Raw genomic sequence first — 14,395 nt, 5'->3', positions numbered from 1 at the left:
ACTCGTTCTGGCGGTTGATCGAGCCATCTCCATATCTCCGCGGGAAGGGTCCAGCACCTCTCAGACGATTGCCCCACTCCCATTGGAACGTGGAAATGCCTCTGCGAGTTGCACGCCCGTTCCGAGTTACTGCATAACCTGATGTCGGGTAACGACTTCGGGTTTTCCCCGGATTCTCGCGGGGCGGGCGCGAGTCGCATTCGCGGGACGGATTCGTCCCGGCAGCGGTGCAGACCGGGAACCGCGCCGTGCGACTCCGGCGCACCGCTCCTTTATCCCGACGCAGCTTCAGCCTCCGCCCGACACGCACTGCACACGGTCGGAGGTAGAGTTGTGCTGGATTCACAGAGCAGGAGACGCCCATGGCCGCCACGATCCTGGTTCCGCTGGACAGCTCGAGATTCGGTGAGCACGCGCTTCCGGTTGCGGTCGGCATTGCCCGCCGGACGGGGGCGCGTGTGCACGTTGTGCACTGCCACGAGCCGCCGCTGCCGCCGATGTATCCGGTGAGCGGCGCGCCGTACGACGCGCAGCTCGACCGGACACTGCGGGAGCAGGAGGCCGCCTATCTGGCGCGTGTCGCGGACCGGGTGCTGCAGACGTGTGGTGTCGCGGTGCGTACGGACCTCCTGAACGCGCCCACCGTGCCCACGCTGGTGTCATACGCAACGGACGCCGAGGTCGACCTGATCGTGATGACGACCCACGGTCGGGGCGGGATCAGCCGGGCCTGGCTTGGCAGTGTCGCCGATGCGCTGGTCCGGCGGACGAGTGTACCGGTGCTGCTGCTTCGACCGCGCGACGAGGACGTGGTAATGACGTGCGAGCCGCAGACGTCGCACATGCTGATCCCGCTGGACGGCTCGGACCTGTCGGAGGGAATTCTGAGCCCGGCGCTTGCGCTCGCCCAGCTCTCGGGGGCCCGCATCACGCTGCTGCAGGTCATGGCGCCGCAGCCGGTGGACAGCGACGCCAGGAGCGAGCGTCGCGCAGCGCAGCGCTACCTCGAATCCGTCGCGCGACGGGTGGCAGCGGATATCGAGATCGACATCGCTGTCGAAACGCACGCCTCACCCGCGGTCGCGATCCTGGAGTACGCGGGACTGCACGGTGCCGACCTGATCGCACTCGCGACGCACGGCCGTGGCGGCTGGTCGCGCGTGACGCTCGGGAGTGTGGCCGACAAGGTGGTACGCGGCACGATGATGCCGGTGCTGCTCTACCGCCCGCCGGCCGCAGGGACGCGGGCGCTGGAGACGGCCGGCGGCATCGCCGAGATGATCAAGGGCTAGGAACGTAACCTTCTACCACGGAGAGCACAGAACACACGGAGAGCAGCCGCAGAGGACCACCAACGCGCTCCGCAGCGAATAAGATCCTGCGAGCAGCGCCCTCGCCGCCTGCCTCGGCCGTGCTCAGTGTACTCCGTGGTAGATTCTGTTTGCTCTTCTCCTCGCGCCGTGTCGACGGCCTACTCCTTCTCCGGCTTGAGCAGCCCCGCATTGAGCGCGAAGCGCACCAGCTCGGACCTGTGGGTCAGGCCGAGCTTTTCCATGATGCGCGAGCGGTAGGTGTCGACCGTCTTGGGCGAGATGAAGAGCTTCTCGCCGATCTCGCTGGAGGAGAAGCCCTCGGCGGTCATGGCCATGACGTCGCGCTCGCGGTCGGTCAGCTTCTTCAGCGGGTCATTGGCCTGCTCCTCCTTCTTCACGCGGAAGCCCTGCAGCAGCAGCTTGGCTGCATTCGGGTAGAGGAACACCTCGTCGCGTGCGACGGTGCGGATCGCGCTGATCAGGTCTTCATCGGCGGACGTCTTGCGGACGTAGCCGCTGCCGCCGGCCTCCAGCACGGCGAGGAGGTACTCGTCCTCGGCGTGCATGGTGAGCACGAGCACCCGGGAGCGCCCGTCCCTGGCGATCTGGCGCGTCGCCTCGAGGCCGCCCATGCCCGGCATGGAGAGGTCCATGACGACGACGTCGGGCTTGAGCAGCTCGCAACGCTCGATCGCTTCCTCACCGGTCGACGCCTCGCCTACCACGACGAAATCCTCCTCGTTGTCGAGCAGCGCCTTGAGGCCGGCGCGCAGGACGAGGTGGTCGTCGCAGAGGAGGATCCGGATGGTGTCAGGTGCCGCCACGTTCGCTCTCCGTGATGGGGATGCGCACACGCACCTGCGTGCCGCGTCCGGGGCTCGTATCGATGTCGACGGTGCCGCCGATGTAGGATGCGCGCTCCTGCATGCCGAACAGGCCGAGGCCGCGCCCGCTGTCGTCCAATGTATGCTCGAGGTCGAAGCCGCGCCCGTCGTCGCGGATGACGATCTCCAGGACCCCCTGGTTGCGCGCGAGGCCGACGAACACGGTTTCCGCGCCCGCGTGGCGTACCACGTTGGACAGGGACTCCTGGACGATGCGGTACACCGCCAGCTCGACCTCTGGCGGAAGCAGCCGCTCCTGGTCCTCGACGGCGAGCTCGAGGCGCATTCCGCCGGCCTCGGCAATGGCTCGCGCGCGGGACTCGATGGCGGGTGCGAGGCCGAGCATGTCGAGCGCCGGGGGCCGCAGCCCGCGCGCCATGCGTCGCACCTCCTCGATGGCGGAGGAGATCTCCTCCGAGATGTCCTCGAGCAATGCACTCTGTTTCGCCGGGTCCGAAATGCTGCGGGCGAGCTTCAACCGGACGCGCAGCGCCGCGAGCGTCTGTGCGGTGCCGTCGTGCAGCTCCCGGGCGATGCGCAGTCGCTCGTCCTCGGCGGCCGCGAGTGCGCGCTGGTTGACCTCGCGCAGCCGCTGCCGCTGCGCAGCGGCCCGATCGAGCATCTCGTTGAAGGTCGAGATCAGCCGCGCGAGCTTGCGATCGGCGAGAACGGTGGCCTGCGCTCGTGCGGCCTCGTCACCGGCGTGCACCATCGAAGCGGTGTGCTCGAGCCGGTCGATCGGCCAGAGTGCGAAGCGCACGATGATCGCGTTCACGACGAGACTCAGCAGCACCGTGAGCAGTGCCACCAGCAGGATCGTGTCGGTCACCGCGTCCGTGCCGAGCTCGCGGTGCACGGCGAACACGACGGCCAGCCCGCTGAGCACGGTGATGACCGCGTTCGCGCCGAGGATCTTGTAGAAGAGGGGCACGCGCAGCAGCCCGACAAGCACGCGCGGCAGCTCGTTCTCGGAGCGTGACTCGAGCACTTCGCGCGTGTTCGGCATCAGTCGAAGCTCCGCAGCAGTTCCAGCATTGCAACGTGCCAGGGATCCGCGGCGGGATCGTCCGGCGACGGCGTCGTGTTCTCTTCCGGTGTCTCGAGGATCAGCGGGATATCGAAGGAGCGGCGATCCTGGAACAGCCAGCGGAACGGCTCCACGCCGATCGTGCCTTCCCCGATGTTGGTGTGACGATCCCGGTTGGACGCGAAATCGTTGGCGCTGTCGTTCAGGTGAAAGAACGCGGGTGCCTCACCGATCGCCTGCTCGAACTCGTCCAGGATCGCGGTGAACCGCTCCTGCGACGTGTGGATGTCATAGCCGGACGCGTGGAGATGGCACGTATCCAGGCCGTAGCCGGCACGAGCGCGCAGTGCCTTCGGGATGTGCGACAGGATCAGCGCGATCTCCTCTGCGGTCCGGCCGATGGTCTTGCCAGCGCCGGCCGTGTTCTCGACGAGCAGGCGCGTCGGCGAATCAGGCGTATGCTCGAGCGCGTGAACCATGGCCCTGGCGACGCGTTCCGCAGCGGCTACGGGATCGCCATCACTGGCGGAGCCCGGATGGAAGCAGACCTGGCCGACGCCCAGGATGCTGGAGCGCTCCATCTCCCTGGCGAGGCCGGCAGCCGCGCGGTCCCACTTTGCCTGGTCGGCCGTGGCGACGCTCAGCACGTACGCCGCATGCACGACGACGTGCTCCGGCCGCACGTCCGTTTCCGCCAGGGCGCTGCGGAAGCGCTCGGCACGATCCGGATTGATGTTCGACTTGTCGCCGTAGAACTTCGGGATCGCGGTGAAGATCTGGAGTGCGGTCATGCCGGCACTCCCGGCGCGCCGCGCGGTCATGTGCAGGCCGCCGTTGTCGCTCGTGTGCGCGCCGAGATATCGAGCCATCAGCACTACCTTCCATCGGGTCGGGGGTCGGCGGCGCAATGAATAGTGAGCGCGGTGCGCTGCCGCCAGCCCGGAAGCAGAAACGCGCCCGCCGTGAGACGGGCGCGCGTACGCGGCCGGAGCTGTTCCACCGGTCGCTTCAGCTCTGCGGGCGCGGGGTAGCTGCCTCGATCGCGAGCTCGATGCGGACATCGTCGCTCACGACGCTGATGCCCTCGACCATGTTGTTCCAGAGCAGGTTGAACTCCTTGCGATCGATCTCCACCTCCCCCTCGGCGCCCAGCCGCTGCCGGCCGTCGAGCGTGATCGGGCCGTTCAGCTCGAAGGGGATCCTGACCTCCTTCGTCACGTCACGGATCGTGAGATCGCCCACGAGCGCATAGCCATCCCCGGTCTGCTCGACGCGCCGTCCGTCGAACGTGATCGTCGGAAAGCGCTCCGCATTGAAGAAGTCGTCGCTGCGCAGATGGTTGTCGCGGCGCTCGTTGCCGGTATCGATCGTCGCGGTCTGGATGACGACCTGAGCAGTCGACTGCGTGATGTCCTCGCTGTTCAGCAGCAGGTGTCCCTCGAACTCGCGGAACTCGCCACGTACGGTCGCGACACCCATGTGACGTACGGCGAAGCCGACGCGGCTGTGGTTCCGATCGATTTCGAAACGCTGCACCGTGTCCGGCACGGCGGCAGTGAAGAGGAGCGGCAGCATCAGCGCGGCCGCGACCGGCAGTCGATTCATCTGCATCAGGTACTCCGTTTGAGGTTACGGCTGCCGCGCAAGCGCGCGGTAGTACTCTTCGACCATGCGACGGAACTCCTCCGCGACCTGGCCGCTGCTGCGTATCCGTGGCGCATCTTCGCGCCCGGCCAGCAGTGCACGGCGCAGGGCGAACTCCAGCTCCCGCGCCCCATCCACGAGGTCGCGCCGCAGGCGCGTGAGCGCCTCGGGATCGGTCAGCGCACCGGCGCGATCCAGGCCGCGCATTGCGGAGAGCACATCCTCGAGCTGATCCGCGTCGATCCCGCCGCGCCGCAGCTGCTGGCGCAATTCCTCCGCCTCGGCGATCCGCTGCCGCAGCGCATTGCGGAGCTGCCGTCCGTCGCCGCCACCGCGCGGCGTGCCGTCCCCGGATTGTGCGGACTGCTGCGCCTGCTGCCCGGGTTGTGACTGCCGCTCCGCGGACGCCTGTGCCTCGGCCTGCGCCTGCAGCGACTCGAGCCCGCGGGCGAGCTCGGCCGCGCGCTCGATCGCCCGCTGCGCGTCCTCGGCCTGCTGCCCGGAGGCCAGTGCGACCTGCGCACTGTCGAGCCGCTCGCGGACCTTCTCGATGCCGGCCGCGATCTGCTGCTCCATGCGCTCGACCTGCTCCGGCGGCGCCTGTGGCTGCGTCAGGTTGCGCGACCACTCGAGCATCTCGCGCAGCTGCTGATCGCGGATCGCGCCGGCCGCCGCGCGCAGCTGGCGCGCAGCATTCTGGCGGTCGCGCACCCCACTCGCCATCCCGTCGAGCCGTTGTTCCAGCTCGCCGAGCCGCTCGGCCATCTCCGTCTTCTGCTCGATCAGCTCGTCCGCCCGCTGCGAGCGCTCCGCCCCGGTCTGCTGCTGGAGGTCGCGCATCCCCTCGGCAACGCGCTCCTGCTGCTCGGCCAGCCGCTGCAGATCGCGACGCGCGCGCTCCGTTTCCTCGTCGAGCTGCTGCGACTGGTTCTGCTCCAGGCGACGGCGCGCGTCGTCGAGTCGTTCCAGTGCGTCCTGCGCCTGCGCGGTGCTGCCACTGCGCCGGTCGGCGGCCGCGCGACGCATGGCGTCAGCGGCCTCCTGCATCCGGCGCGCAGTTTCCTCGAGATCGCGGCGGCCGGTCTCCCTGGCGAGTCGTTCCAGCTGACGCGCCGCCTGCTCCGTCTCCTCGGCGAGCTGTCGCTGCGACGCGCTGCCACCGCCCTGCCCGTTCTGCGACGCGGCCGTGCGACGCTGCCGTTCCAGCTCCTGCTGCTGGCGCCGCGCGAGCTCGCGCAGCCGCTCGAGCGTGGCATCCATGCCCTGTTGCGTGGCCTCCTGCTGTCCCTGCTGCACCGTCTCGTACTGGTTCTGCAGCCGGTCGAGCTCGAGCTCGAAGAGGTCCGCCAGGTCCTCGGCGTCGGGTGCACCGCCACTGCCCCCTCCACCGCCGTCCTGCTGCATCGCGACCTGCACGTCGCGGTACATCGCCTCGGCGCGCTGAAGCTGTTGCAGCGCGCGCTGCTCACTGGGCAGTGCCGCATCCGGCTCGCCGGCGCGGAGCGAGCGCACCGCTGCCTCCATCTCGCGCATGGCCTGCGGCAGGACCTCGGCGATCCTGCGGAACGAGGTGTCGGCCGTGATGCCGCGGCCGTGCATGCGCTGCGCGAGCGTCTCGACCTGCCCCCGCAGTCGTTCCTGCGCGAGTGCGATCGTGTTCAGGTCGTCGCCGCGGTCCTGCTGATCCCCCGCGCGGATCACGTTGAACGTCGCTGCAATGATCTCGCGCTGCGTCTGCGTCAGGTCACCGCTCTCCTCTCCCTGCTGCGCGCCCGCGGGCGGTGCCTGCTCGGCCTGCCTGTAGTCGCGACCGAAGGGCCGGATCGCGAGAAAGTAGATGTCGCTCGTGACCTCGTGTGTGCTGTTGTCGCGGGCCCGTGCGTAGTAGGAGACCAGGTCGCCGGCCTCGAGGTTCATCTCCTCGAGATAGACCGTGTGCCCGGCCGTGACCTGCTGGAGCGCGCGCCCCTGGTAGATCGGCACGCTCTGCTCGGCACCGCCATTCACCGAGTAGACCAGCTCGATGCGCGCGACGCCGTAATCATCGTCCGCCTGCGCCTCGAGATACACTTCCTCGATGCTGGTCGGCCGCGTGTCCCGGCCGGGGCTGCTGAAGCGGACGGTCGGTCCGCGATCGTCGAGCACATCGATCGTATACCGCGGCGACGCCTCCAGCATGCCGCTGCCCGCGTCCAGCTCGAGATGGTAATAACCCGGATCCTGCACGGTGAGTTCGCCGGTCAGCGTGCCATCCGCCCGTACGGTAAGAGGCCGCGTCGCGCCGCCCTCGAGCACGATCCGGCCCCCGCTCACCGGCACCGTCGGCGTCGCCGTCAGGCGCACGGTCGTGCCGCGCAACGCCGCTATGTCGCCCCCGATCTCGATCACCTGCGGCGGCAGGCGCGTGTAGGCCGGGAACACGTACTCCATCGCGAGCCGCTCGACGTACGGCAGATCCGCGACCGTGATGCGGTGCACGCGCGAGCGCACGTCGCCGGACTCGATGAAGTACTCGGCGTCGGAGCGCAGCGTGAAGAGCATGGCCTCGAACGTGGTGCTGTCGTCGGCCTGCTCCATGGGGATGCGCGCGAACGAAGAGTCGGAGCCGGTGCGCACCAGCACGTCCGCTCCTGCCGCCGTGAAGCCGCGCAGCAGTCCGTGCACCGTCGCGTCCGCCCCGCGCGCGATGGTCGTATCACCCGGCAGCACATCGATGCTGAACGGCTGCGCGCTCTCCACCCGCGCGATCGGGTTCAGCAGCGCATCCGCGCCGTGCCGGAGTGTCACCGGCCGAGCTGCAACCAGCGCGAGCGCCAGGACCACGACGCCGGCGAGCATGGCGCCGGACCAGCGCAGGTCGCGCCGCTCGAAGTCTCGGCCATCGTCGATGGTATGCATCCGCCGCAGCGCCTGCTCCAGCGTGTGCTGCAGCAGGGTGGGCGATGCATCCGGGCTGTCGATCGAGCTGACGAGGGCATTGCGCAGCGCGGGCTCGTTCTCCTCGATGTACAGCGCGACCTGCTGATCGGACGGACGGCGCAGCAATGGTCGCACGAGCCAGTACCACGCGACGGCAAGTACGCCTCCCCAGCCGAGCACGCGCAGCGTGATCACCGCGGCCGGTGTGAACCCGCTCCGGCTCACGACGTACGACAGCAGCACGAAGAGCGCGAGCGCAGCGGCACCGGTGAACGCGAGTCCGCGAACGAGCAGCTTGGCGCGCCAGCGGTTCCGGACGGCGCGGATCAGGTCGAGCAGCCTCGGATCGCTTCGCTTCATGGTGTGCCTCCGCTTCGCAATGCACGGGAGGGCCGTGTCGCCAGGACTGTCTCCACCGCGAGCAGCAGGATCGCCGCCGCGAGCACGTACCACCAGAGCGCCTGGCGGCGCTCGCGCTCCTCGAGCGTGAGCACCGCCGCATCCGTCATGGCAGCCCCGTCACGCGCCCGCGCTGACGCTGCCGACGCGAGCGCCACCGGTTGCATCGCCGTCAGATCGGACTCGGCCCGATCGACGTTTGCCGCAATGGTGCGGACCACGTTCGAGCCGGCCGGCTCCCGCAGCTCGTAGAAGCCGGGCTGATCGAGACGGAGCACGGCGCCGCCGCGACCGCCGCCGGCCTGCACTGGCGTCCCGTCTGGCGCGACCACCGTGAGCATGCTGTCCTCGACGACCAGGGCGTCGCCCACGGTCATGGCCGGCCGCTCCGCCCGCCAGTCGGCGCCGTACGCCGTCAGCCGGTGCAGCAGCGGCACGAACACCGGCTGCAGCGGCAGATCGCTCCAGTAGGTGTCGAGCGTGGACGTGAGGACGACCACCCGGCCACGGCCGCGACGCGTCTCCAGGATGGCGGCGCCGCCATCGTCGAACCGTGCGAGCACACGCGTGGAGTCGCCCGGCTGCAGGGCGCGGTACCGGTACTGGCGCGCACTGCCGAGATCACCGTTGCGCGGATCGCGGAACAGCTCCAGCGCGGGATGCGTGTACTCCGCCCAGCCGATCGCGCCACCCCCGCCCCGCGTCCGGTCGACGGGGGCATCCGCCTGCCCGACCCAGCCTGGCAGACTGCCGGTGGCGCCGAGGACGGCGAGCACACCGCCGCCGCCCGCGATGAACGCGTCCAGCCGCTCTCCGGCCGTACCGGTCGGCCACCGTGCACCGTTCAGCAGCACGACGTCGGCATCGGCGAGGTCGCCCGCGCCGATGGCGCCGGTTGCACTCACCGCGAACGCAGGATCCTGGCCCACGGCCAGCGCGCGACGCAGGTACAGCCCGGACGGCGCGCTGCTGCCGGGTCCCTCGACGAGCAGCACGCGCAGCGGCCGCGCGGCGCTGAGCACGAGATGGTACGTGTCGTCCGCGGCGAGGTCGTCGGGATCGAGCCGAACGGTGCCGCGTGCCGCTCCGGCGGGCAGGGTGAGCGGCGCGAATGCGACGTCGCTCACGCCGCCCGCCTCGACCTGGAAGGGCACGGACTGCACCGCCTGGCCGTTCACCTCCAGGGCAGCCGTTCCGCTGCGGGCCGCTGCACCGCGATGAGCGATGCGTGCCGTGACACGCACGCGCTCCCGTCCCTCGAACTGCTCACGCGCGATCGAGACACCGGCCAGCATGGTGTTCGCCGGTGCATCATCCGTGATCGGCACCGTCGTCAAGCTCATGCCCTCGGGCAGCCGCGCGCTTTCGTCGCCGTCCCAGCCGCCCTGCTGGAAGTCGCTGATCAGCACGACCTCCCGCTGTGGCCGTTCGGACGCATCGAGCAGCGCCTGCGCCGCCCGGAGCGCTGCACTGTAGCTGGTGCGCCGCGGCCCCACCTGGGCGGTGTCGAGTGCTGCGCGCAGCACGGCGCGATCACCCGTCTGCACGGTGACGACGTCGGCACGCTCGTCGAAGAACGCGATCGCCGCGCGGTCCTCCCGCCGGAGCCCGTCGACCTGCGAACGCGCGGCGTCCAGCGCGCGGTCGAAACGGTCGCCGTGCCCCATGCTGTAGGAGCGATCGATCAGCACGACGAGGTCACGCGCCGGAAGCAGTGCGCTGCCTGCTGCCGGCACGCGATCGACGAAGGGCCGCGCGAACGCGGCGGCCAGCAGCACCAGCGCGAGCACGCGCGCCGCCAGGAGCAGATGGTCGCGCAGGCGTCGCCTGCGCACTGATTTGTGCGGGATCTGCTTGAGGAACATCAGCGACGGAAAGCGCACGGCGTCCGGCCGCTCGCGGTGCATCAGGTGCAGCGCCACAGGTACGCCCACGGCAAGCAGGCCGACCAGGAAGAGCGGCGCGAGGAACGTCACGTGTCCGTTCCTCCGGTGAGGCTGCGCCCGGCAGCGACACCTGCCCGTGCACCAGCCAGACTCATGCGACCCCTCCGTTCCTGCGTCCCGCCTGCTGCAGTCGCTCGCGCTCGGACAGCAGCGCGAACAGCGCGTGCTCGAGAGGCTGTGACGTGTCGAACATCGCGTAGTCGATCCGGTCCGCGCGCAGCAGTGTGCGCAGCGTGGTCACGTGCGCCTCCACCATCTGGCGGTAGCGCTCGCGCAGTGCGTCCGGAACGACGGGAATCCGCTCGCCGGTCTCCAGGTCCTCGAAGCTCTGCGCAGCATCGAACGGGAACGTCAGCTCCGTCGGGTCGAGCAGGTGAAAGACGATCACGTCGTTGCCCGCATAGCGCAGCGCGCGCACGGCATCGGCAACCGACTCCGGTTCCTCGTACAGGTCGGAGATGAGCGCAACGACGCCGCGCCTGCCCAGCAGCTCGACGATCTTGCGCATCGGCTGCACGAGCGCGCCCTGGCGCCCCGGCGCCGTGCGCTCCAGCGTGTGCAGCAGGACCTCGAGGTGCTTTGCCGAAGGCGGCACGTAATCGACGACGTCGTCGTCGAAGGTCACCAGGCCGACGCGGTCCCGCTGCCGCGATGCGAAGTAGGCGAGTGAGCCGGCGAGCATGCGTGCGTAATCCAGCTTCGCGATGCCGGTCCCCTGGTACGCCATGGAGCCCGAGACGTCCAGCAGCACGACGAAGTTCGCATTGGTGTCCGCCTCGAACTCCTTCACGTGGTACCGGTCGGTCCGGGCGTACAGGCGCCAGTCGATGCGGCGGATGTCATCGCCCGGCATGTATGCGCGGTGCTCGGCGAAATCGAGCGACAGCCCGAGGTACGGCGAGCGGTGCAGGCCGTTGATGAAGCCGTCCACCACCGTCTTGGCGACCAGCTCCAGGTCGTCGATGCGCTGGAGCACGGCCGGATCGACAAACCGGGCGCCGGGCAGCGCGCGGGCGGTCGTCACCTCAGCGCATCCCCGACGCGGGCGGGCTGACCGCGTCCAGCAGCTGATCGATCACCATGTCGGGCGTGATCCGCTCCGACTGCGCATGGAAGTTGAGCAGCACGCGGTGGCGCAGGACGGGGTGCGCGAGCGCGCGCACGTCCTCGAACGCGACGTGCGTGCGGCCGTCGAGCAGCGCCCGCGCCTTGGCCCCGAGCGTGAGGTACTGCGCCGCGCGCACGCTCGCCCCGTAGCCGACCCAGTCGCGCACGTGCTGCGGTGCCCCGTCACCCGGCCTCGTCCTTCGTACGAGGGTGACCGCGTACTGCAGTGCCGCGTCCGAGACGGGCACGCGCCGGACGAGCTGCTGGTACGCGAGCAACTCGTCGCCCGTCATCACCTGCTGGGGTGCTTCGCCGGCCGTCGACGTCGTCGCCCGCACGACTGCGAGCTCGTCCTGCTCCGGCATGTGGTCGATGACGATCTGGAACATGAACCGGTCGAGCTGGGCTTCGGGCAGCGGGTACGTGCCCTCCAGCTCGATCGGGTTCTGCGTCGCGAACACGTGGAACGGCTCCTCCAGCGTGTACGTCCTTCCCTGCACCGTGACCCGGTGCTCCTGCATCGCCTCGAGCAGCGCAGACTGCGTCTTGGGGGGCGTGCGGTTGATCTCATCGGCCAGCAGCACGTTGGTGAACACGGGGCCCGGCGCGAACGTCATGGTGCGGCGGCCGTTCTCGTCCTCCTGCAGGATGTCCGTGCCCGTGATATCCGACGGCATCAGGTCGGGGGTGAACTGGATGCGCGCGAAATCGAGCGTGAGCACCTGCGCGAGCGACTGCACCAGCAGCGTTTTCGCGAGGCCGGGCACGCCGATGATCAGCGAGTTGCCACCCACGAAGAGTGTCAGCAGCATCTCGTCGATGACCGCGTCCTGTCCGATGATGCGCTTGCGCAGCTCGGCCCGGACACGCTGCGCGCCCGCACTCATCCGCTCCGCCAGCTCGACGTCGTCCCGACCGAGCGCTGCCTGCTGTTCCGTCACGACCGATGCCATCGCCACGCGTGCCCCCTGTTGTTGCCGTCTAGCGCGTCAGCGTGTACAGCACGTAGTTCACGCCGAACTTGTACGCCTCGTTGGTCAGGTCGACGGGGAAGAACCCCTCGGCCGAGTACTCCCACAGCTCGCCCAGGTCGTTGTTGTAGTTCGCCACCGCGACCATCCGCTTCGATGCGTCGTTGTCCACGAAGAAGCCGAAGAATTGCGCCGGCACACCCCGGTACGGGTGCAGCATCTCGAGCGTCTCGATCTCGAAGAAGGACTGGAAGATCGGCGCGTCCCTGGTGAGCGGGACCGGGACGATGCCCGGCCAGGCCTTCTGCATGTTCGCCGCGAGCTGGCGCAGCGCACGCTCACCCGTGAAATCGTCGAACATGACGAAGCCGCCCTTCTGCAGGTACGCGCGCAGTGCCTCGATCTCCTCGTCGCTCGGCTCCCATTCCCCCGGCTCGGACAGGATCGCCACGGGGTAGCGGAACAGCTCGGGGTCGCCCAGCCGGAACACGTTGCCGCCCTCGCGGAACGCCCGCACCAGGGTCAGCTCCCCGAGGATGCTGCCAAGGTTGCGCTCCGCGAACGGGTAGTCGTGATGCCAGGGCGGCTCCCCGAAGCGGCGGAACCCGCGCGTGTCGTACCAGATGCGCGCGAACTTGAACGTGCCGTCGTACTCCGTGTTGTCCGGCCAGCGCTCCGGGCGCTGCCTGTCCTGTGTCTGCCGGGGCGCGCGCGCTTCGAGCAGCGCACCCGCCGCCGGAACGCTCACGAGCAGCGCCAGGAGGAAGAACCAGCGCTTCATCGACGCACCTCCAGCAGCAGCATCTGCGCGGCCTCGTAGTTCGGCGCGATCTCGAGGGCCTGCAACACCGTGCGACGCGCCGCACTGTCGTCGCCTGCGCGGTGGTGTGCGAGCGCGAGCTGGTAGAGCGCCTCCGCCCGGTCCACCGGGCCGAGCGCGACGAGTGCCGCGCGCGCACGCACCACCCCCTCCACGTCGCCGATCGCCTCGTAATGCGCCGCGATCTCGCGATGGAGAGCGGGGTCGTACGGATGGATGTAGACCGCACGGGCGAGCGCCTCCGCTGCCCGGGTGTGATCGCCGAGCGACGCGTACAGTCCGGCCAGCTCGCGGTGCGCGTCCAGGTCGGTGCCCGCGACCGCGACGTGCTGCGCGAGCAGCTCCGCCGCCGCGGCCGTGTCACCCTGCTGGAGCCGGATGCGCGCGAGCAGGCGACGCGGCGAGTCGGCACCGGTGTAATCCGGGAAAAGGGTGATCGCGTCCCGAAGGGCGCTCTCCGCCGAGGACAGCTCGCCGCCCTCCAGCGCACGCCGCCCCTCGGCGAGGCGCTCCAGGAACGCGCCACCCGCACGCCCGTCCTCGACCTCCACCGCAGCGAGCTGCGTGGCGTAGCGCGCTCTCAGCCATTCGTCGAACGCACGGTCCACGTGCTCCGGCGACATGCCGAGCACCCGCTGCAGCACATCCGTGTTCGAGCGGCCATCCCGGTATGCCGACAGCATCGAGCGCAGCGCTCCGGGGCCGCGGGTCTCCTCGATCCATTCCACGACCAGCGACGCCATGTAGTACGACAGCCCGACTTCGCCCGGGAAGCGCGGGCGGACGAATCCGTCGTTGAGCTCGCTCGGCGAGCGCAGCCGGCCTGCGGTGTACGCGAGCGCGAAGTCGATCGAGAACCCGTCTCCCCAGCCGGGCCGCGCGCGCCGCTCCTCGCGCACGCTGATCCCTTCGGTCAACCAGCGTGGCACACGGTGCGCCGACGCGCCGAGCGTCACGGCGTGGGCGATCTCGTGCCAGAGCGTGGAGCCCCAGTGGAAGGAACCGGGCTCGCGCGCAGCGGGCGAGTCCATGGCGAGAATGCTGCCGAAGCTGACGCCCAGCGCGCCGAGACCGGCGAGGCCGACCGTACGCACGGAGAAATCGGCGTGGCGCGGGTAGACCTCGACGCGAACGGGCGTCTCCGGCTCATGGCCGTAGCGTTCCGAGATCGCGTCGTATGCCTCCTCGGCCAGCGCAGCGGCATACGGGAAGAGCAGGTCCGCCTCGTCGCGGTGAAGGAAGAACGCGAAGCGCGGCGTCGTGCGCTCGACGTACTGCGGGTACGTGTCGAGAAGGTCCAGCGTGTTCTTGACCCACACGTTGAACGGGTCGCCTGCGAATGCTGCCTCCAGCGATGCGCGGGCG

At 69.6% G+C, this 14,395-nt stretch carries 11 protein-coding genes; 1 reads left to right on the top strand and 10 read right to left on the bottom strand.

Features of this window, described 5'->3' with window-relative positions:
- Positions 1 to 362 precede the first annotated feature (362 nt).
- On the top strand, positions 363 to 1,292 hold the full coding sequence (locus VFU06_04555; protein ID HEU5208662.1) for a universal stress protein: 930 nt from the start codon (positions 363 to 365) through the stop codon (positions 1,290 to 1,292).
- Positions 1,293 to 1,471: 179 nt separating this feature from the next.
- Here VFU06_04555 and VFU06_04550 read toward each other — a convergent pair whose 3' ends face one another.
- The 10 genes from VFU06_04550 to VFU06_04505 form a co-directional block, all read right to left on the bottom strand.
- Positions 1,472 to 2,137: a response regulator transcription factor gene (locus tag VFU06_04550; protein ID HEU5208661.1), complete on the bottom strand. Its 666-nt coding sequence runs from the start codon at positions 2,135 to 2,137 to the stop codon at positions 1,472 to 1,474.
- On the bottom strand, positions 2,124 to 3,203 hold the full coding sequence (locus VFU06_04545) for a sensor histidine kinase (GenBank protein HEU5208660.1): 1,080 nt from the start codon (positions 3,201 to 3,203) through the stop codon (positions 2,124 to 2,126). The genes VFU06_04550 and VFU06_04545 overlap by 14 nt, the downstream gene beginning before the upstream one ends.
- A complete protein-coding gene (locus tag VFU06_04540) occupies positions 3,203 to 4,093 on the bottom strand; it encodes a deoxyribonuclease IV (protein ID HEU5208659.1) in 891 nt (296 codons plus the stop codon). The genes VFU06_04545 and VFU06_04540 overlap by 1 nt, the downstream gene beginning before the upstream one ends.
- A 139-nt stretch (positions 4,094 to 4,232) precedes the next feature.
- On the bottom strand, positions 4,233 to 4,835 hold the full coding sequence (locus VFU06_04535; GenBank protein ID HEU5208658.1) for a YceI family protein: 603 nt from the start codon (positions 4,833 to 4,835) through the stop codon (positions 4,233 to 4,235).
- A gap of 18 nt (positions 4,836 to 4,853) precedes the next feature.
- On the bottom strand, positions 4,854 to 8,147 hold the full coding sequence (locus tag VFU06_04530; protein ID HEU5208657.1) for a DUF4175 family protein: 3,294 nt from the start codon (positions 8,145 to 8,147) through the stop codon (positions 4,854 to 4,856).
- Positions 8,144 to 10,162, bottom strand: coding sequence for a VWA domain-containing protein (locus tag VFU06_04525; GenBank protein HEU5208656.1), 2,019 nt, complete (start codon positions 10,160 to 10,162; stop codon positions 8,144 to 8,146). Before VFU06_04525 ends, VFU06_04530 begins: the two co-directional genes overlap by 4 nt.
- Positions 10,163 to 10,223: 61 nt before the next feature.
- Positions 10,224 to 11,156, bottom strand: a complete 933-nt coding sequence (locus VFU06_04520; GenBank protein ID HEU5208655.1) for a DUF58 domain-containing protein — start codon at positions 11,154 to 11,156, stop codon at positions 10,224 to 10,226.
- Position 11,157: 1 nt separating this feature from the next.
- The gene (locus VFU06_04515; protein HEU5208654.1) at positions 11,158 to 12,192 is read right to left on the bottom strand and encodes a MoxR family ATPase; all 1,035 of its coding nucleotides are present in this window, start codon (positions 12,190 to 12,192) and stop codon (positions 11,158 to 11,160) included.
- Between the two features lie 28 nt (positions 12,193 to 12,220).
- Positions 12,221 to 12,991, bottom strand: a complete 771-nt coding sequence (locus VFU06_04510) for a DUF4159 domain-containing protein (protein ID HEU5208653.1) — start codon at positions 12,989 to 12,991, stop codon at positions 12,221 to 12,223.
- A partial coding sequence (locus VFU06_04505) for a tetratricopeptide repeat protein (protein ID HEU5208652.1) occupies positions 12,988 to 14,395 on the bottom strand: 1,408 nt, incomplete at its 5' end. The genes VFU06_04505 and VFU06_04510, both read right to left, overlap by 4 nt.

It is taken from the genome of Longimicrobiales bacterium (genome assembly GCA_035764935.1).
Lineage (GTDB): Bacteria > Gemmatimonadota > Gemmatimonadetes > Longimicrobiales > RSA9 > DASTYK01.
This window is presented reverse-complemented; position numbering and strand designations above follow the sequence as displayed.